The sequence below is a fragment of the Spirochaetota bacterium genome (assembly GCA_035477215.1).
In the GTDB taxonomy this organism is placed as follows: Bacteria; Spirochaetota; UBA4802; order UBA4802; family UBA5368; genus MVZN01.
The window spans coordinates 1-19,624 of the sequence record DATIKU010000023.1 but is presented as its reverse complement, the minus strand read 5'-3'; the positions used below and the strand labels follow the sequence as shown (position 1 = coordinate 19,624).

The window sequence follows — 19,624 nt, the reverse complement described above, 5'->3', positions numbered from 1 at the left end:
TCACCACACCTGGTACATCACCTCGGCGAAACCGGGCATGTCCTTCACCTCGAGCCGCGTACCATCGTCGAGCACGACGAAGCCCGTATAATACCCTATGACCTTGTTCAGGTAGGCCTCGGTAGCAACAATTTCCCTGATCTCGGAAAGCGAGAAAAGCGACCATAGCTGTTTGAGAAAACCGAACATCTGCGCCAGGGTGATGTCCGAGTGCAGGAGATATACCGGGCGCAGGCTCATCTCGCACCTGCCGTCGGCCGATTTAAAAGTCCACGGCTTCATGTAATCCGATATGTCGTACTTCCACACCACCCGGCCGAGCTTGTGGACGCGGCCGCCGTATACGATGCCGTTCTCGGTGGCGCCGGCCTTCGAACCGAAGCCGTAGCCCAGGTTGAAGCTCAGGAGCTTTCCCTTCACCGTGTGCCCGCCCGCGGCCCACAGCCACCGGTTTTTTTGCGGCCACGCCCCGCGGCCCCAGTCCAGCACGCCGTAGCTTTCGCCGCTCTTCACCGGATAGGTCTTTCCGCGATAGGACATCTCCCCCTCGACCGAGAGGGACGGCACCTTGTACTCGTAGAAGAAATGGAGCGGGTCTTCGAAGGGCGTGATGATTGCCAGCGCCTCCTCTCCGTGCTCGCGGAAGACCAGCCGCCCGACGATAGTTTCGCCGCCTTCGCGCTCGTCGAAGCGGAACTCCGCCGTCCTGAGGCCGTTCCGTTTTCGTATAACCATAAAGGAGCTCCCCTTCCGGAACTCCAGGTCGCCCTTCGTGTCGTCGGGGAAGGCGATCGCGCCCGGGCGCACCATCAGCGTGCGGGCGAGGACCTCCCTGCCGGTCTCCATGTCGAAGAGCTCGACGCTCCCCATGCCCACCGTGGCGATGTCGGAGATCGTTACGCCGCCGGCGTAGCGGCCGCCGTAAAAGGTGTAGTGCTCCCATTTCTTCACGCGCCGCGCGTCTGCCCGTATGTTCTCCGGATTGAAGCGCGCCACCGGGGCGCGGGCCCACCCCGTCACGGCGAGCTTTCCATCCGCGTCGAGGAGGTCCACGGCCCTTCGAATTTCAACCTGCGCGGAATCCAGGGCCGCGGGCTCCGGTATCGGTTCGATCGCCTTGCCGTGCTGGTCGACGATTTTCCCGTCGCCCGCCCTTTCCGCGGAGCACGACGCGACAACCACTAAGGCAAGAACGAGGACCGCCCGGAGCGTGAGCATCATAGCATTTGTCATAATAACACCTCGGGAATAAAGAGTGAGAAGTCCAGTCGTCTGCCTATCATACCGGAAGCCGGATGTCAAGCCGGTCCATCATTATGGCGGACGCGGCTCGAGGCCCGCTAGATGATCTTCCTTCGATTGTACACTTTCCCGAGTCCGCCTATTTCCGCCCGGCCTCGCATAAAAATATTGCATAAATCGGCCCTTTTTGAAAGAAATACCCTATCCGTGCGCATACTCCAATCCAGGAAAATCCGATGGAAAGATTTATAGCGGTACTCATTCTGACCGTAATCATCACCACATCGATCTTCTATTACTTCATGGCAGTGCTCATCTGGCTCGTCACGCGCCCCTTCGACCGGCGGCTGCGCCTGCTGCACCTTTACACCTGCTTTTGGGGGGCTTTTTACACCTACATCGTGCCGGCCTGGAAGGTCAGCGTCGAGGGACGCGAAAAGATCCGCCGCGACGCCGCTTACGTCATCGTCTCCAACCACCAGTCACAACTCGACATTCTGGTGCTCTTCAGGCTCTACGTCCACTTCAAGTGGGTGTCCAAGAGCGAGATATTCAAGATTCCGCTTATCGGCTGGAACATGGTGTTGAACCGCTACATCAAACTTCGCAGGGGAGACAAGGGAAGCATCGCGCAGATGATGGCCGACTCCGAGGAACGACTTGCCGAGGGGAGCTCCATCTTCATCTTCCCCGAGGGCTCGCGCTCGCCCGACGGAAACCTCAAGCCCTTCAAGATGGGGGCATTCATCCTCGCCAAGAAGATGAAGGTGCCGATACTGCCCGTCGTGGTGGAGGGCACGCGCCACGCCCTGCCCAAGTACAGCGTGAACTACCACGGCACGCACCGCATACGCGTGCGCGTGCTCGACGAGGTGCCGTATGAAAGCTTCGCCGACGCGAGCGAGGAGGAGCTCTCCAGGCGGCTGTGGGAAACGATCAATACTGAGCGCCTGCGCTTACAGGAGGAGTTGGGCCAGGCCTGAACCGCCGCCCCTGCGCCGACTTTTTCTTCAAGACGAACATGCCAGCTCCACCTTCCCCTTCTCCGAGAGGTTCAGGACGATGGACTTCATCCTCGTCATGGCCTCTATGGAGTAGCGCGTGCCCTGCGTGCCCAGTCCCGACGACTTTGTGCCCATGAAGGGAAAGTGGTCGGGCCCGCGCTGAGTCTTCGAGTTAATCTGCACGGTGCCCACGTCGAGCTGCATGGCGATGTTGATGGCGGAGTTGATGTCGCCGGTGAAGATGCTCCCCTGCAGCCCGTACTCCGAGCGGTTCGAGATTTCGACGGCCTCGGCGATGCTCTTCACACGCATAATCGGAAGCACCGGCCCGAAGGGCTCTTCCCACGCCACGCGCATGTCCGCGGTCACGCGGTCCAGCACCGTGGGACGCATTATGCTTCCCTCGCGCCGGTTGCCGCATAACAGCGACGCGCCTTTCGCCAGCGCGTCGTCGATGAGTCCCTGTACGTAATCGCATTGCGCGGGCGAGATGAGGGCCGAAATAACCGGGTCCTCGCGCGGCAATCCCACGGTGAGCTTCCCGGCAAGCGCCGTTATCCTGTCCGCAAGTTCCCGCGCGTTGTCCTCGAAGACGAGCACCCGCTTGACCGCCGTGCAGCGCTGACCCGAGTATGAGAACGCGCCCGAGACGATCTGCGAGGCGGTGAGCTCGAGGTCCGCGTCGGGAAGCACGAGCGCCGCGTCCTTGCCGCCCAGCTCGAAGAGGAGCGGCACCATGGAGGCCTTCGAGGCTATCCGCCGCGCCGTGGCGGAACTGCCGGTGAACGCGATCATGCTTATGCCGGGATGCGAGACGATGTAATCGCCGATCTCATCCCCTTTGCCCGTTACGATCGAAAGTACGCCCGGGGGAAGGCCCGCCTCGCGCATGATCGCGCCGAAGTACAGGCAGGTCATGGCGCCCGCCGAAGGGGGCTTGACAATGCAGGCGTTCCCGCCCGCCAGCGCCGGCGCGATCTTGGTCCCGGTGAGGTTGAACGGGTAGTTGAACGGCCCGATTGCGAGAACCACGCCGAGCGGCACGCGGTATGAGAGGGAAATCTTGTCGCGCTTCTGCTGGGCGAAAACGTCGCTGAATTTCGTCTCACCTTCAAGTCGAAGCGCGTCCTCGGCGGTAAAGTCGAAGATCTCCGCGGTGCGGACGATCTCCTCGCGCGCGCTTTTTATCGGCTTGGCGATTTCGTCACAGAGGATTTCGGCGAGCACGTCGGCCTCGCGCTCCATTATCCGGGCGGCCCGGTGCAACAGCTCCGCGCGCTCCCGAAGCGGTGTATCGCGCCAGCAGGGGAACCGCCTCCATGCCGATTCGATCACCGCGTCGAGCTCTTCCCGTGTTATCGCCTGGGTCGTGCCGAGGAGCCCGCCGTCAACGGGATTATTTACCTCGATCAGTTTTCCCGATCCGGAAGCCGTGTATGCCCCCTGCGCGAAATAATTGTACACGCCGCCGGATGAGACATCGTTAAACGATGATAATTTCGTCATGGCCGTTCCCCCCTGTTTCCGATGCAGTCCGTATCGCAGCACGCGGCCGACAAAATTACCAGCGCATTTTATGGATCCTTCGAACCCGAAGCGGTGTCTCATCCGAAACCGATGGGAAGATGTCGCCTCGGTCCGAATTCAGGTTTGAGGAGAGCGGTGTATCAGGGCTTCCCCCCGGATGCAAGGAGCCGCCTGGCGATGCGATCCGCATGGGGCACCGCCCCCTTTTCCGCGACAAAACCCATGAATGAGATCAACACCGGATACAACGATGCGAAGAAGTCGTCGGGTGCGAGGACCTTGCGCGGCATGAGCTCCGCGCACACCTCGGCTGCGCGCTGCGACGTCCATGCCGCCGGCATGAGCAAAAAGTAATTATACATGAACTCGCCGAAACCGGTAACGATCATTCGCGAGTTCGCCCTTTCGCGCCCGCCCAGTTTTTCGAAGTTCGCGCTATTTTCGTATTCCTCGTACAGACCGATGACGATCATAGCCGCTTCGTCAAAGTCCTCCTGCGAAAACTCGCCCACCTCCCGCTCGGCCGACCATTCCTCCTCGTCGAGGACCAGCGCGTCCACGACGGTTTTTACATGCAGCAGAATGGCAGGCACGTGCTCGTCGCGGATTTCGCCGGCGTAACTTTCCGGCCGGTCGAGCACCAGCCCCGAGAGGAATCCCATGAGTATGGGCTGTTCCGCCCCTTCCGCGAACAGCTCGTCGAAAAAGCCGTCCGCCGTCACCTCCTCCTCCTCGCCTATCTCCTCGTAGCGGTCGAGATTACGTTCGAGCAAATAATCTATGAAAGCACCGCTCTTCGGAGGCATGCTGCCCGCGGCGTCTTTAAGAATAAACCAGGCGGTGACGACGACTGTAAGGAGCAGGTCGCGCTCGTCCCGGTTGAAGTCGTCCGCCTCGACTTCGACAAGGTAATCGAGCAGGTCTCCCTGCTCCCCGTTCATCACCGATATAAGGCTCTGTATGGGATTGTCGCCATACGCGCCCATCTTCGCGACGGCCGTGTTGATGTCGTTTTCGCTGATCAGTTTCATGCCTTCTCCAATTGCGGCATCCGCCGCGTTCAATTTAACGGACGGACCGCAACCGGTCCGGAAGAAAATGCCAAAGATCCGGTGCGTGGGCCAGTCCGGCGCGCACGGCCATCCTAACCAGCGCAATCCTATTAAAACTTTTATTCAATATTTGAAACTCCAGGTTTAATGAGATCGCCACGTCGGCCTGCGGCCTCCTCGCGATGACCGTTTGGCAGCATGCACTATCGCCGCATCGCTCGGCCACCCGCGATGTTCTGTCATTGCGAGCCCCGGTCGTTCGGGGGCGTACGGGCTCCTGAATTACCCTGTCATTGCGAGCCCCGGGCCGTATCGGGGCGTGGCAATCTCTTTTAATGCAAAGCCCCATGAAGCAACGTGTTGCCTTTAGAGATCGCCACGTCGCTGCGCTCCTCGCAATGACACAATTCATATTTTCACCGTGATAAGTCCTTTCATCTCGGGCGGTCATCCCCGGCCCTTGCGCTGCTTCGCCCGCGCGGTGGGCTTTGCCCCGAGGGGATCGGCCGGCCAGTGATGTTTCGGATAACGCCCCGCCAGCTCCTTGCGGACCTCCTCGTAGGAGCGCTCCCAGAAACCGCCCAGGTCGCGGGTTATCTGCACCGGGCGTCCGGCTGGACTCAGGAGATGCACAAGCGCGCCCTCGCCGCCGATGCGGGGCGTCTCGGTGCAGCCGAAAAACTCCTGCAGGCGCGCCGCGATTACCGGGATATCGCCGCTTTCGTAATCGACCGCGCGGCGCGAACCAGATGGGAGCTCCACGCTCTCCGGGGCCTCGGCGTCCAGCCGCGCGCGCATGACGCGCCCCAGGCGGTACGCGAGCGCGCTTGCGAGCGAGCCCTCGCCGAATACCTCGCCGCCGCCATAGTTCCCGAAGGGCGGCAGCCATTCCCGCGCGTCGCGAAGGAGCGCCTCGTCGGAGAAATCGGGCCATGCCCGCACGCGGCCGCGCCGCTGAACGAAGCGACAGCGCGCAAGCAAACGGCGCGTACCATCGCTCCAAGGCAGGACTTCAAGCCCCTCCGCCTCGAGGCGACGCATAACGGCTTCGCGCAGATCGTCCCCGCCGGGAGCGCCAGAGCGCCGCTCGTTTAGAAGCAGCCCCCCGGCGAACACGCCGACCGTCACCACAGGTTTCCAACCCCTCCACTCGAACCGGGCCTCCTCGCGAAGCGGCGCGAACGCGCGTTCGATCGCCTCCCGCGCCACCGGCGCCGCGCTGAAGATGCGCGCCTCGGTACCGCCGCCGTCCATCTCGGGCGCCACGAGGAAATCCTCCGCACAGGGAAAGCGGGCGGCCATCCGCGCCCCCCGGCCCGCGGCCATCACCCAGCGGTCCGCGCCGGCCCTGCGCGCGACGCGGTCAGGGTAGGCCCACAGCAGAAGCTCCCCGGCGCGCGAGACGTCCACATCATCCCCCCTGAACGAACCGCCGCCGCACTGGCGCAGTATGCGGCGCGCCTCGTCCCGTATGCGCCCGGCGCGTGAATCAGAAACGGACCCCCGTACGCCGCGCTCCCACGCACGCCAGTCCTCCATGCGCTCGCTGAAATCGGCGCTCTCCGGACGCGGACCTTCGCCCTCTTCGAGAATCGCCGCCATGAGCGATGCTGTCGGCGCGAGCCCGGCCGCGTCGGCGCGAAGCACCATGCGCGCGAGTCGCGGATGCAGCCCCAGTCGCGCGGCCCGCGCCCCCTCCGGCGTGATCGCGCCGCCGAGCACGAGCCCAAGCTCATCGAGCAGCGCCGCGGCCCTCTTCAAATGCGCCTCCGGCGGCGGCGTCATCCACACCAGATCGAGCGGCGAAGCGGCGCCCCAGGCCGCCGTTTCGATATACATCGGCGCGAGATCGGCCTCCAGTATCTCCGGCGGGCTGAAGGGCGCGAGAGGCTCGTCCCCGGCCCACCAGCGAAGACACAGCCCCGGCCCCAGGCGCCCCGCCCGGCCGGAACGCTGCACGGCCGATGCGTCCGATATGCGCACCGTCTCCCAGTGCCCCATGCCGGTGCGCGGAGAGAAGCGCACGCGGCGTTCGAAACCCGTATCGACAACGGCACGGACTCCCATGATGGTAAGGCTCGACTCGGCCACGTTGGTGGCGAGCACGATACGCCGTCCGTCGCGGCCGGTCCCCCGCACCACGCGCCGCTGTTGTTCCAGGGAGAGGCGGCCGTGCAACACCTCCACGGCGGCGCGCGCCCGGACCCTGCCGGCGAGGATATCGGCCGCGCGGTTTATCTCGCGAAAGCCGGGAAGGAACACCAGCACGCCTCCCGGTTCGCCGTTCAATGATTCCATTGCCTCGAGCGCGAGGCGCGCCGCTCCCTCTTCAATCCGCTCACGCGCGCGCGGCGGGCGGTACTCGACGCGTACCGGATGGCTCCTTCCCGGCGCCTCGAGGCGCGGCCATTCGCCGAAGGCCGACGTACAATCGCCCGCGGGAAGCGTGGCCGACATGAGCATGATGCGAAGGTCGCCCCGCAGGTGCCGCCTGCAGTCCCAGGCGAGCGAGAAGGCGAGATCGGCCATGAGGCCGCGCTCGTGAAACTCGTCGAAGATGACCGCTCCGTATCCGCCGAGCGCCTGGTCGGACTGGAGGATGCGCACCAGCACGCCGTCGGTCACCACCTCGAGCCTGCACGACGGACCCGCGATGGTCTCGCGCCGCGTGCGAAGCCCGACGCTCTTCCCCACCTCCTCGCCGAGGAGCGCGGCGATACGGTCGGCCGCCATGCGCGCGGCGATGCGTCGCGGCTCGAGGAGCAGTATCTTCGAACCGGCGAAATCGGGGTGTGCAAGCAGGCGCCACGGCACGAGCGTGGTCTTCCCCGCCCCCGGCTCGGCCGAGAGGAGCAGGAGGCCCGACCGGGCGAACGCGTCGGCGACTTCGTCGAGCCGCGGATGGAGAGGAAGGGAGCTTATTTCGTCGCGCGTCATGCCGGGTATTTCCATGGTATGGGCTTCGGTTCGTCAAGCGGAAGTGCAATCATCGCCGCATGATTACATCTGTTTTTGCCTTGAATGGATATTCCGGATCGACTATACTGTTCAGAATCCTCATGCACGGGGAAAAATTCTACGGGAGATAGAATGACCATGCCCATCAACCAGTACAAACAGCTCTGCTCCGCATCGGAATGGAAACTGGCGCAGGAAAGCTTGCCCGGCGCCATCGAGTCGTTTTCAGCGGCGAAAATCAAAACCAAGCTCGCAGCCACACGACGTCTCCTTGAAAAATGGCGCAACCTGGCCATACGACAGAAGAGGGAGGCCGGGAAACGCGAAACGGCCCTGCGATCGAATGAAAAAGCGCGCCTTTTCGCCGTTGTCGTACGCTCGTACGAAAAGCGCCAGATCGAGCTTGAACGCCAGGCCCTCAGGGAAAAGGCCCGCCAACACAGGGAGGCGCTTCGTACGACCGGCCCGGACCGGGAGAAAACCCGCGCGGCGGCAAAGCCGGCCAAAGCCGGAAAGGCCGCGATTGCCAGGAAGGACCTCGGCACGCCCGCGAAAATAAAGGGACACATCTCCTCGAGGAACAGACGCGATCAGGCGAAGCGCGACGGAAAGTAGACGAGCCTGAAGGAGCGTCACTTGGGTTCGTTGAACTTCCGCCATCGACGCTCCTCACGGTCGAGCAGGCTTGCGAACTTCGGCGGATCGTCCATCGCCAAGTCCAGCCGCGTTCCCGTCAGCGGATGGTCGAAGCACAGCCCGACCGCCGCGAGAAAAAGTCCCTTGCCGTTTAAGACGAGCCCTTCCGGGCCATAGGCCGCGTCTCCCAGGATGGGAAAGCCCGCCTCCGCCAGGTGGCGGCGAAGCTGGTGCGTACGCCCGGTCCGCGGCCACAGATCGAGGAGCGAGAGCCGGCCGCTTCGAAGCGAGGGCACGTGCCGCACGGAGCGATACGCGGTGACGGCCCGGCGTCTGTCGACCGGCGCGTCGATGAGCCCCTCGCCCTCGACGCACCCCATGACGATGGCGCGGTAGCGTTTGTCCACCGCGCCATCCTCGAACTGCCTTCCCAGTTCGACCATCGCACGGGAAGTCTTTGCGACAAGGAGAAGCCCGCCCGTGGGCCCGTCGAGCCGGTGCACGGGACGCGGACGGCGCAGGGCGTCGTAACAGGGCGAGGTGGCGAGGTTCAACGGAAGCGCGTTTTCGATCGTCCTGAAGCGGTTGCCGTTCACCACGATGCCGGCCGGTTTCTCGATGAGGGCGATATGCTCGTCCTCGAACACCACGCGCAGGCGCAGCACGAAGGGCTTCGGCCCGGAACGCTCCGGATCGACGTGCTCGATGACCTGGCCCGGCAGCACCCACGAACCGGTACAGGCGACCGTTCCATCGATGGTAAACTCGCCCCGCTTGATCGCCTTCACGATCCCCTTGCGCGAGGGGAACACGGCGAACATCTCGCAGGCGTACTCGCGGAAACGGACCCGGTGCGCTCCCTGAGGAACGATATGTCTCGCGGTGACGTTCATCCCATCAACTCCATCTTACTTTCCCTTCGCGGGGGAATACAGACGCCATAAACAGGCCGGACAATATTCTGTGGAAAAGCCCGATGGATTGTCAACGAGCTTTCATGCCGACCCGGGCACCCCCGGCGCGTATTGGGTTTGACGTGCGCTGCCGGACAGTGATACAAAGCCAATATGGGTTTCACCCTCCCGGGAATGGGAAAAGCACATGAAAAGCGCGATCAGCTCATCACATGAAAGGAGAAAAAGCCGTCTGGCCTTCTTTCCGGTCCTTTTCCCCGACGCGTACGCCGCCAATCCCCCGCTCTACAACGCGCTCGTCGTACTTGGCTGCGGCGCGATCTTCCTCATCATCCTCTTCGCCGGCTCGCTCCTGGCCGTCCTCGCCGTGATACTGGCCATGTTCCTCACCAGGGATGCACCCGCCGCGCGGCTCGAAATGGGATGGATGGCGATTATGCTTCTGGCCCCGGTCGCGGTCTTCATGCTGGATATCGCGTTCTGCGCCGTACTGCTGATGAAAAACCTGAGGATTCGGAAAGAGGATTAAGCGTCCGTGCCGTCGCGGTATTTCCGTCTGAGGTTATCAACTCCCGAGGCCGCGCCGAAGACAACAAGCGGAATGCCGGCCAGAACGATGACGATCGCGAAGCCTCCGATGAAATAGCCCGAGAAGCCCCTGTATATGGAATAGTCGGCGTCAAGATAGGTTTCGTCACTCACCTTCAACGGGGCCTTCACGCTTCCCGAAAGCAGGTTAATGATATCCTCCATCGCCGGGCTGTTTATATTGATCTTCCGGTATGCTTTCAACCGCCTCTCCGACCATTCCGAAATTTCGGTAATATTGAGGAACAGGTGGTATTTACGGTCGTTTGCCGAGATGTTTTTCGTAACGGCGGTGACGGCCGTTTCGCCCGGATGCATGGGGAGAAAGATATCGGGGTCGAGCGGCGATTCCACGTAAACGCCCTCGCCGGTGGACGCGTCGAAGAGGGGATAGAGATAGGCCTCGGGCAGGCATCGCTCAAGCTCCTCGTTTTTCCTGCACCGGTACCGGATGCCCGTATAATCGAAGCGGCCCTTCACGACGACGAACTTCGGCGAGCGGCCTTCGATCACCTGGCGCACCGTCGCGGCGGCAGGTTCGCGGGCCAGGGTGACGCGGAAAAAGTCGGGGATGATGAACCAGCCGATCGCCGCGATGCCCAGCGCGACGATCGGTATCATGTAGAACTCTTCGAGCGCGTCGAGCAGTAGTGACAGCGTGCGTTTTATGTGGCCCCCGCGTCACCGCTTCGCCGGCGCGAGCGAGAGCACCCTGTCGAGCTTTTCCGCCGACGTATAGTGAGCGCTCACCTGTCCGCCCTTCGCCCAGGTCTCGGCCAGGTCGGCGTAATGCGGGCTCAGGTAATGGCCCGACTGCCCGGGCGGGCTCATCACCGTCATGGTCGAAAGGTCCGCCATGTCAACGACGAGACGGATGGCCGCGCCGCTTTTCATATCGAAGGGATTGTAACGGTCCCACCATCCGGCGTGGATCGTGAAATCGTCGCCCGCGTACTCGTAGGGCCCCAGATTGAGGAAAGGCAGGACCGTGCCCAGGGGGTGCTTGATCATCATTTTGTGGACGCGCCCCCATGCCCATTTCTTCTCGTTTGCGCCGAACTTCTCGCCGATCTGCGCGAGGGCGTCCCTCATGCTTTTGGCGATCATGTCGTCGCGCGTTTCGCGGACGTCCTTCGTCGTCATATCGTCCCAGAAGCCGCCGCCCGGCTCGTCAAGGTAGCGGATGAGCCACTGCACGGGAATGGAGACATACAGGTCCTTGAAAAACTCGTCGACGATCTTCGCGCCGAGCTCGTCGGTGAAGGTGTTGCCGATGAGCTTCGTCACGAATGCGTTGAAGATGGTCGCCTCGACGCTCTCCGTGCTCACGAAACGGTCCCATGCCTCGAGCCTCTTCGCGTAGGGCGCGAGGTACGCGTCCTTCGCGCAGGCGGCGGCGATATACGGCACGAAGCGCTTCGCCAGGTTCGAGCCGGTGTCGTTTTGCATGGCGCGGATCTCGTCGATCGTGAAACGCTCCTTCGTGCGCACCATCTCCTCGAAGCGGTAGCCGCGCTCGAAGAGGAAGAAGGCCGTGCCGTAGAAGGGCGCGGTCTCCGGCATCTGGTTAAATGAGGCGACGTACCCCTTTTTCGGATTGTATTCGTACGGGTGCCGCTCGTAAGGGAGAAAGCCCGTCCAGTCATGGGCGCCCTTCTCGCCCGGCATGGCCACCGGGTTCTCGCCGCCTTTGCGCACCGGCAGGGTCGACACGTACTGGTAGCCGATGTTGCCATCGACGTCGGCGTAACCTAAATGGACGCTCGCCCCGCGCACCATGCCGAGCGCCGAGCGAAACTCGGCGAAGGTACGCGCCCGGTTGAGCGTGAGCAGGCCGTCCATGGATCCATCACGCCCCATGAGCCCCGGCCACAGCATGGCGCAGTTCGGCGGGAAGGCCTTCATCACCGCGCTTATCACGGGGCCATGGCGCGACACGCGCACGGTGAGCTTCTCCTCGCGGAAACCGCCCTTAACTTTAACCTTTATCGGATCTTCGATGACCGTGAAATTCCTGTATCCGTTTTCCGTGAGGTACCGGTTCGGGTTCGCCGGATCCGGCTTCTCGACGAAAAAGTCCACATTGTCGCCGTTCCCCACGGTGATGCTCCATGCTATCCTTCCATTAAAGCCGACCGCGTGCACGCCCGGCAGACCCGCGATCGAACCGCCGATGACGTCATAAGAGCCGCCCTTTAGGTGCACCAGGTAAAAGAGCGAGGGGATGACGGCCTCGAGGTCCGGGCTTCCCGTAAAGACGGCCTTGCCCGTGGCGGTGCGGGAGCCGGAGAAGATCATCCAGTTGCTCGCGCGCTGGCGCATGAGGACCGGACAAAAGGGCTCAGCAGCGGCGGTCTCGTCGCGACGCGCGTTTCGAGTCCCCGGGTCACGAACGGTGACGGCCGACGATGCGCGCGGCGGCTCGCCGGAGATCACCGGCGCGTCGGCGGGCACCCACGGCAGCAGCCTGTTCAGCGTCGCCGCGCCGGCGTAGTCGTAAATGCGCTGCAGGATCGCCTTGGTCGAGCGCGGCGCGCTGAGGCGGTATGACATGAGGAGCGCCCCGACCAGGCAGTCCTCGGCTTTCCACTCAGAAGGCTTCGCTCCCAGAATGAAATATTCGCGCGGCAGGCGCTTCGTCGTGGCCAGGTACGCGTTCACGCCCCGGGTGTACGCGTCGACCGCGAGTTTCGTTGGCGGCGAAAGTCGTCTGTACTCGTCTGTCGACGCGCGATAAAAGCCGAGCGTCTTGAAATACCGGTCGGTCTCCAGCGTCTTCTCGCCGAAGAACGTGGAGAGCTCGCCCCTGCCGGCCAGGCGCGTGAGGTCCATCTGAAACATCCGCTCGCGGGCCGTGATGTAGCCCTGCGCGAAGAACAGGTCCTCGTCGTTTTTGGCCAGGATGTGCGGAATGCCATGGTCATCAGTGCGGACCTCGACCGGTTCTTTCAGGCCGGGAATGTCGACGGTGCCGGTATACGACGGTACCGCGAGCCTGAAAAATACCTGGAAAGAAATGAATGCGATGACGACAAGCGCGACAATTGCGATCGCGGAGATTTTAAACCACTTACTGAGCGTGGGATTCATGGGCCGCTCCATGCAATTATTCGATATGGGGAAGCCCGATGATGTGCACTGAATTCGAAATTATACAAGAAGTTTTTTAGAGCGGAGAATCATCGTGCCGCCCACCGAATACCAAAAGGACTTGACAGAACGCCCGCACATAGTTTACTACCAAACTATTATCCTGCATTGCATACCGCGATGAAGATCGAAAGGAACAACCTCGTCTACGCCCTCGGGCGGCTGCGCCGGCGGGCGCTTTGCATTCTCGAGCGCGAAATGACCCGCAGGGGCATCAACGGCATAGCCCCCTCCTTTGGCGACGTGTTCATGATCGTCGCCGCCGGCGGTCCGATGTCCATGAAAGAGATCGCCCGGCGCACGTACAAGGATAAGTCGACCATCACGGGCGTGGTGAAGGCCCTCGAGAGGCACGGCTACTTCAAACGGGTCGCCGACCCGGAGGACGGCCGCGCCACGCTGATATCCATCACGCCAAAAGCCGTAAAGATTATACCCGCCCTCGGTGAGATTTCGGCGCTGATGAACGAGCGATTGTTCGGCGGGCTCTCCGCGCGCCAGTCGCGGACGCTCTTTCTGCTGCTCGAAAAGATGAGCTCCAATCTGAAATACGACGAAACCAGGGACCGGCGGCAAGCCCGCGGGATCACGCCCGGCAGGGAGGCGGCATGCTGATCACATCAACGCATAAGGACGTAACGCTTTTCAGGATGGGCAGGAGCCTCGGACCGGTGGTGCCCTACTGGGTGCGCGCCTTTCTCGTCGACGACCTCCTCATCGACACCGGCACCATCGCCGCGCGTCGCGAATTCATGGACGCCCTGCGTGGACGGACGGTGCGGACAATCGTAAACACCCACCACCACGAGGACCACACCGGCAACAACGCAGCCCTGGCCGCGGCCCAGGGTCCGACAATCTACGCTCACGATCGCGCCATCCCCTGGATTGCCGATCCCGGCAGGATGCCCCTGGAGCCCTACCAGCTCGTGGTCTGGAAGCGTCCGGACGGCTCCGCGGCGCAGCCGATCGGGGAAACCATTCGCACCGCGAACCACTCCTTCAGCGTGCTCTTCGCCCCGGGGCACAGTTGCGACCATATCTGCCTCTACGAGCCCGACAGAAAATGGCTCTTCACCGGCGACGTCTTCTGCGGCAGAAAGATCAAATACTTCAGGCGCGACGAGGACTACGGCCTTCTACTTCAATCTCTCATGGATCTCGCGAAACTCGATGTCGATACGATATTCTGCGGCCTGCTCGGCGTGGTGCGCGACGGGACCAAACAGCTCGGGGAAAAGGTCGCCTTCATGACGCGGCTGCGCGACGACGTGCTCGAGCTGCACGGCAGGGGCCTTTCACCCCGGGCGAGCGCTCGAAAGCTCCTCGGGCGCGAGGGCGCCATGTTCTACATTACCGGCGGGCACTACGCGAAAGTGAACGCGGTGCGGAGCATCCTCGGCGGCGGGCCGGTGGATGCGTGGGTGGAATAGTATCGCTTTTTTTCTCGGACTCCCGGGCCGGCCGGCGAAGTCATGGAATCAAATTAAATAATAATCAACACGGAAAGTTCATCGAATGGCAAGCGTCAATTTCCCCACGTTATCCCCTGCGTGGGGCCTTGAAATATAATGCCTCCAAAAACATGGAGGCAAACATGAATCATTCAGCACAAAATTCGAATAAAGCTCCTCCTGGACTTGACGAGAAGGTTTTAGTGGATGAATGATTTTTTTATGCGGTTCTTTTTTTCAGCGCTTTTCCGATATACGGTTTACTATGTCCTGCCGGTAAAAAATCCCTTCATTTTCTATCTTGTTACTGCTTTTCTTGTGAAAAGCATGCCTGATCGAAACATTTTGTGTGAACCGCTTTTTTTCTCTTCTGCTTTTAGAAAAACTGCGCGATTTTTTTGAAAAAACAGGGAATTTGGGTTAACTTTCCGGGAATCCTGATTTTCGATACTCCTATCAATTGACTTTGCGGGAATCCAGATTTTTTTTATTTCTATCATTCATTTGAGGTGTACGAATAAACTGTTTTTATATAAAATACAGCTCTGTCCACGATCATCTTAGAATAATAATCGCTTTTACTGATAAATGATAAGGCCCGGCTGGGGTTTCAGAGCAAGAACTTCGGAAGGGGACATCAGCGGTTCATCATAATGAACCCCCTTTTTAGATGAATAGTAATACCAGAGTTTAAACCCCTTGTACGGAATATTCGATACCTTGGCATTGCGCTCATGAGTGGCCAGCTTTTCTTTCGGCCTGCCCCAGCCGGAAGTGGTGTGCACAAGAAGAACCGGATCATAGGCCGCTTTAACAAGCGACGAATTTCTGAGCATTTTGTAATTAAACTGATGGAAAACGAGCTTTCTTTTCCCCGGAATATTGTTATCAATGATATATTTCTGCATCATCGCCTGAATATCATTCAACTCGTTTCCCGTTATAAATCCGATTACTTCCATCGGTCGCGTTGTCCGCCATTCCAGATCTATGGCGAGATGCACATTCGGATATTTCAGATAGGGAAGCAGCAAATTCATTGCGTGTTGCAATGAATACTTGCCGATCTGATGATCAAGGAACACAAGAAAATCATTTTCAATTGCCAGATCAATATATGATTTGACAAGGTCCTGGTTGATGATATTGATATTCCCGGCCGGTTGACAGGTTCCGTGTATGATGTAAATTGCCGGAATGACCCCTCTTTCGCCGTTCAGGTTGTCATACAGCGCTGCTTTTTCCTTCAGGGTAGCAGCTAGTTTTTCTTTTGAAAGCCGCCCAACAATACCCATAATTTTTGAATTCGGGTGCCCGTAATACGCAACTACATGATTTTTCTCAAAAAGCTCCGGATCGATAAACCGCGCAACTTTCTCCCTTCCATATAAGGCAATCATTTCCTTTTCGGGAGTGCTGATCTTTTCGCTTTCTGGATGGATATCTCTATGCATTAAAAAATAATCCGGTAGAGGAAGAAGTATGGCTGTCAAAATCATATTATAAATCATTTTATCCATATTAATAAGTGAACCTCTAAAAATCAATTTTATCAGGTGAATTAATTGACAAGGGGGAGTATGGCGAAATAGTCCACAGAAATCAATCACAAAAAGGCGTAAATTATGAAACAGCGTGGATTGTTCGATGAGATCGAGCGTTTGGAGGAGTTGACGAAGCTTGGCGATCCATTGCTTGTGCTTAATGAGAAAATAAAATGGGAATCGTTTCGTCCTATACTTAAAGAGATACGAATTGAGAACCCTGACAATATAAGGAATGCCGGGCGGAAGCCTTTTGACGAAGTGATGATGTTTCGCGTGGTTATATTGCAGCATCTTTAAGGTCTTTCAGATGACCAGATGGAGTTTCAGCTCAAAGACCGGCGAAGCTTCGAGCGTTTTGTATCCGGTGGAGAGACGATGCATCAGATGCCGGACGCGAAGACGATATGGCTATATTAAGGAACGCTTCAGGGAGCATGGTATTTCCAGGAAGGCCTTTAGAAAGTTCAACCATCAGATCGAGAAGGCGAATTTGATGGCGAAATCGGGCAAGATAGTGGATGCTTCATTTGTGGAGGTGCCTCGCCAGAGGAACACGCGTGAGGTGAACAGGTATATCAAGGAGGAGTGAACTTCTCCTTGAGCCCGGGGCGAGAACAAGAAAAGGCAGAAAGACATAGAGGCCCGGTGGGCGGAGAAAATGATCGTACATATTTCGGCTATAAGAACCATCTTGCGGTAGACCGAAAGCGAAAATTTATTCTCGATTATACGGTCCCTGGCGCCGAGGTTCACGACTCCCGCCCACTTTTCGAAATCATAGGTACGCCGCGTGGGAAAAAGGAGCCCGTATGAGGAGATGGTGCGTATCGACCTGAATACATCGGAAAGCGTTTTGTCAGGCGGGGGTTTATCAGCAAGATTCATTAAAAAGGATATCGGCATAAATGTTTGACGGCGAAGCAACGGGAACACAATAGTAAGAAATCACGCACCAGGGCTCGCATTGAACATGTTTTCGGAATGATACACTGGATGAAAGGTAATTATCTGCGATGCATTGGATTGAAACGAATTTCGGAATCGGTTGGAATGATCAACCTGGCGTATAATATGCGGCGATACTGCTCCTATGCATAGAATTGATGCTGAGCGGTAAAAGTACATGGGATTATTGTAATGATGCAAGTGCTGGCAGGCACGCCATGGGTAAAACCCAATTGGTGAAACTTAAAAAACATTAAAAAGCAAGCAAAGGGTAATTTATAGAGGTTCCCTAAATGTCAAAAAGCTAATAAAATGTGAGGATATCCATTTATGAATAAGGCAAAAATATTTTACTGCTTTTAGTGTGTTTACTAACGCTTGTGGGTTGTCTTTCTCCGCTCTCTCGTGCAGCGGGTGAAGGTTATGTTATAACGGTAAAAGCCCCGCTGGACAAAGGAACCGATATAAATGAAATATCGGGAACAGTGACAGCACTGATGTATGCGTCTTATCAAGGAAAAACCGATATGGTAAAGTTTCTGCTTGAAAAAGGAGCCGATGAAAATTCTCGAGTGTGCGAACGGGGGAGGTGTTGGACTGCTTTGACCTATACAGTACGGACTAATCATTCCACTATTGTTCAAATGCTGCTTAGAAAGGGTGCCGTTGTGTACATCGATGATTTAATATTCGCGGAAAAGAAGGAAATTCACAAATAATTCAGATGCTGAAATCAGCACAATCAAAAACTATTACTATGGTAAAAAACACTGACATGCTCCTCATCGCCGTCATCGACTTCGACGGAAAGGGCGTGTCCAAGGCCGACGCCTCGCGCGTGAGCGAATGGCTCCGCACGGAGCTCATCAACACCGGCCAGTTCAAGGTGATCGAACGGTCGGCAATGAACGCCATCCTGAAAGAGCAAGCCTTCGTCAAGACGGCTGCACGGACACGTCCTGCGCGGTGCAGGTGGGGAAACTTTTATCGGCGGAGAAAATGCTGGTTGGAAGCGTCGAGTCATGGAGCGGCAAGGTGTTCATCAACGGGCCCATCATCGACGTGGAAAAGGGTATCGCCGAGTTCGCCCACAAGGAGGCCGTGAGCTCCATGCTGGACCTGGACACGGGGGCGGCGAACTTCACGAAGAACCTGGCAAAGAGGATAAATGGGATGTAGTAAATTATAATAAGCAGGAACATCTAACCATGAAGAAAATAAGGAATTTTTCAATATTTATCGTTTTATTACTATCGCTTGGGGGTTGAAGTACGCCTCTCATGGGAGCTTCATTTGACGGCGACATCAATAAAATGATTTGAAAAATATGACCATGCCGCTATATTTGAAGAATCACGTGGAGAACTATGAGTCAATTTGAAAAACTGCTGAACAAAATTCTTACAGGACGCCATGACAAAAACATCGAATTTCAGGAGCTATGCGGCGTGTTACAACGCCTGGGATTCAGTGAACGAATCAAGGGTGACCACCATATCTATTATAAAGACAACGTTGTTGAAATCATCAACATTCAGCCGTTGGGAAGCAAGGCGAAACCGTACCAGGTAAAGCAGGTGAGAAATGTGATCACCAAGTACAAGTTAGGAGACGACGATGAACAGGCATAAATATGAAGTAATCATTTACTGGAGCGAGGATGATCAGGCGTTTCTCGCCGAGGTGCCCGAGCTTCCCGGCTGCATGTCCGACGGTGCAAGCTATGAGGATGCGCTTGCAAACGTACATGGAATTATCGATGAATGGATCGAAACGGCCCATAAGATGGGAAGGGAGATCCCGAAACCTCGCGGAAAACTGATCTACGCCTGATCTTTTTCCACTCTACTTCGTTGGTGGGCACCGTGGAATCGTGGAGCAACAAGGTGTTCATCAACGGGCGCATCATAGACGTGGAAAAGAGTATCGCCGAGTTCGCGCAAAATTTTAAGGCCCCTGTCAAGGGGCTTTTTTGCGGGGAGAGGGCGTTTTCCCCTTGAAGTCACTTCCGATATCATGCCTTATGTCGGGAGGAACTGTGCTCCGAGGGGAGGGTACTTTCCTGGATATTTAATTTGTATTATTTAACTACTTCTATCAAATATTAAGTGATATTTCACAATATTGCCATGGAAGCCGTATTTGCGCAGCACCGGGCCACCCTTAGGATAAAAGTATAGTGGTAACCTCATCACACAAGTGGTGCGTCGCAGGGAATTTGCAATCGGGATTTCATTAAACAGAAACAGAATCCCATACAACCAAGAGGAGGAATGCCGCATGTATATGATACCGAAAACCATTCCTGAAATGCTCCAGAGGAACGTCGTCGATTTTCCTGACAGGGAAGCGGTCGTCGCCGTCAATTACCGGACCGACGAATGGGATCGCAAGACGTGGAAAGAGCTTGATGAGATCACCGATCCCCTTGCCGCAGGCCTTGCGGAGTTCGAGGTTAAAAAAGGCTGCAAGGTGGCCTTCATGCACGGGAACAGCATCGAGGCGTATTACAGCTATCTGGCGGTGCATAAGCTCGGGGCGATGTTTGTCCCTATCAACGTGCGCTTGGTGCCGCTGGAGATTGAATTCATCCTCCAGCATTCCGAT

Annotated in this window: 20 protein-coding genes; 12 read left to right on the top strand and 8 right to left on the bottom strand. The window is 58.0% G+C overall.

The features are described 5' to 3' along the window. The gene (locus VLM75_05595) at nt 1–1,233 is read right to left on the bottom strand and encodes a DUF2804 domain-containing protein (protein ID HSV96395.1); all 1,233 of its coding nucleotides are present in this window, start codon (nt 1,231–1,233) and stop codon (nt 1–3) included. Nucleotides 1,234–1,478: 245 nt separating this feature from the next. On the opposite strand from VLM75_05595, the gene VLM75_05590 reads away from it, so the two are divergent. After that, nucleotides 1,479–2,225 (top strand): 1-acyl-sn-glycerol-3-phosphate acyltransferase, encoded by a 747-nt coding sequence (locus VLM75_05590; protein HSV96394.1) that lies wholly within the window; start codon nt 1,479–1,481, stop codon nt 2,223–2,225. 27 nt (nt 2,226–2,252) lie between these two features. On the opposite strand, the gene VLM75_05585 is transcribed toward VLM75_05590, so the two are convergent. From VLM75_05585 to hrpB, 3 genes are all read right to left on the bottom strand, one after another. After that, on the bottom strand, nt 2,253–3,752 hold the full coding sequence (locus VLM75_05585; GenBank protein HSV96393.1) for an NADP-dependent glyceraldehyde-3-phosphate dehydrogenase: 1,500 nt from the start codon (nt 3,750–3,752) through the stop codon (nt 2,253–2,255). 161 nt (nt 3,753–3,913) lie between these two features. Beyond that, nucleotides 3,914–4,804, bottom strand: a complete 891-nt coding sequence (locus VLM75_05580) for a hypothetical protein (protein HSV96392.1) — start codon at nt 4,802–4,804, stop codon at nt 3,914–3,916. A gap of 468 nt (nt 4,805–5,272) precedes the next feature. After that, nucleotides 5,273–7,777, bottom strand: coding sequence for an ATP-dependent helicase HrpB (gene hrpB / locus VLM75_05575; GenBank protein ID HSV96391.1), 2,505 nt, complete (start codon nt 7,775–7,777; stop codon nt 5,273–5,275). A gap of 138 nt (nt 7,778–7,915) precedes the next feature. On the opposite strand from hrpB, the gene VLM75_05570 reads away from it, so the two are divergent. Then, nucleotides 7,916–8,398, top strand: a complete 483-nt coding sequence (locus VLM75_05570; protein ID HSV96390.1) for a hypothetical protein — start codon at nt 7,916–7,918, stop codon at nt 8,396–8,398. A gap of 17 nt (nt 8,399–8,415) precedes the next feature. Here the strand turns inward: VLM75_05570 and VLM75_05565 are convergent, their stop codons facing one another. Further along, nucleotides 8,416–9,312 carry an RluA family pseudouridine synthase gene (locus VLM75_05565; protein HSV96389.1) on the bottom strand — a complete coding sequence of 299 codons (897 nt, stop codon included), beginning with the start codon at nt 9,310–9,312 and terminating at the stop codon, nt 8,416–8,418. Between the two features lie 208 nt (nt 9,313–9,520). Between VLM75_05565 and VLM75_05560 the strand changes: the two genes are divergently transcribed. Further along, the gene (locus tag VLM75_05560; GenBank protein ID HSV96388.1) at nt 9,521–9,862 is read left to right on the top strand and encodes a hypothetical protein; all 342 of its coding nucleotides are present in this window, start codon (nt 9,521–9,523) and stop codon (nt 9,860–9,862) included. Here the strand turns inward: VLM75_05560 and VLM75_05555 are convergent. After that, the gene (locus VLM75_05555) at nt 9,859–10,542 is read right to left on the bottom strand and encodes a hypothetical protein (protein ID HSV96387.1); all 684 of its coding nucleotides are present in this window, start codon (nt 10,540–10,542) and stop codon (nt 9,859–9,861) included. The genes VLM75_05560 and VLM75_05555 overlap by 4 nt on opposite strands. 60 nt (nt 10,543–10,602) lie before the next feature. Beyond that, a complete protein-coding gene (locus tag VLM75_05550) occupies nt 10,603–13,011 on the bottom strand; it encodes a penicillin acylase family protein (GenBank protein ID HSV96386.1) in 2,409 nt (802 codons plus the stop codon). A 180-nt stretch (nt 13,012–13,191) separates the two neighbouring features. Here VLM75_05550 and VLM75_05545 point away from each other — a divergent pair, with 180 nt between their 5' ends. Both VLM75_05545 and VLM75_05540 read left to right on the top strand, forming a co-directional pair. Beyond that, complete coding sequence (locus VLM75_05545) at nt 13,192–13,686, top strand: winged helix DNA-binding protein (GenBank protein HSV96385.1); 495 nt, start codon at nt 13,192–13,194, stop codon at nt 13,684–13,686. After that, complete coding sequence (locus VLM75_05540) at nt 13,680–14,504, top strand: MBL fold metallo-hydrolase (protein HSV96384.1); 825 nt, start codon at nt 13,680–13,682, stop codon at nt 14,502–14,504. The genes VLM75_05545 and VLM75_05540 overlap by 7 nt, the downstream gene beginning before the upstream one ends. A 599-nt stretch (nt 14,505–15,103) precedes the next feature. Here the strand turns inward: VLM75_05540 and VLM75_05535 are convergent. Continuing rightward, a complete protein-coding gene (locus VLM75_05535) occupies nt 15,104–16,045 on the bottom strand; it encodes a hypothetical protein (GenBank protein ID HSV96383.1) in 942 nt (313 codons plus the stop codon). A gap of 105 nt (nt 16,046–16,150) precedes the next feature. On the opposite strand from VLM75_05535, the gene VLM75_05530 reads away from it, so the two are divergent. The 7 genes from VLM75_05530 to VLM75_05500 form a co-directional block, all read left to right on the top strand. Then, nucleotides 16,151–16,369: a hypothetical protein gene (locus VLM75_05530; protein HSV96382.1), complete on the top strand. Its 219-nt coding sequence runs from the start codon at nt 16,151–16,153 to the stop codon at nt 16,367–16,369. Nucleotides 16,370–16,379: 10 nt separating this feature from the next. Next, nucleotides 16,380–16,661 (top strand): hypothetical protein, encoded by a 282-nt coding sequence (locus VLM75_05525; GenBank protein HSV96381.1) that lies wholly within the window; start codon nt 16,380–16,382, stop codon nt 16,659–16,661. A gap of 1,355 nt (nt 16,662–18,016) precedes the next feature. Beyond that, the gene (locus tag VLM75_05520) at nt 18,017–18,196 is read left to right on the top strand and encodes a hypothetical protein (GenBank protein ID HSV96380.1); all 180 of its coding nucleotides are present in this window, start codon (nt 18,017–18,019) and stop codon (nt 18,194–18,196) included. A gap of 188 nt (nt 18,197–18,384) precedes the next feature. Further along, complete coding sequence (locus VLM75_05515) at nt 18,385–18,648, top strand: type II toxin-antitoxin system HicA family toxin (GenBank protein ID HSV96379.1); 264 nt, start codon at nt 18,385–18,387, stop codon at nt 18,646–18,648. Further along, nucleotides 18,635–18,850: a type II toxin-antitoxin system HicB family antitoxin gene (locus VLM75_05510; GenBank protein HSV96378.1), complete on the top strand. Its 216-nt coding sequence runs from the start codon at nt 18,635–18,637 to the stop codon at nt 18,848–18,850. The genes VLM75_05515 and VLM75_05510 overlap by 14 nt, the downstream gene beginning before the upstream one ends. A 32-nt stretch (nt 18,851–18,882) precedes the next feature. After that, the gene (locus VLM75_05505) at nt 18,883–19,017 is read left to right on the top strand and encodes a hypothetical protein (protein HSV96377.1); all 135 of its coding nucleotides are present in this window, start codon (nt 18,883–18,885) and stop codon (nt 19,015–19,017) included. Nucleotides 19,018–19,297: 280 nt separating this feature from the next. Beyond that, nucleotides 19,298–19,624, top strand: a 327-nt coding sequence (locus tag VLM75_05500) for an AMP-binding protein (protein ID HSV96376.1), incomplete at its 3' end; no start/stop codon positions are given.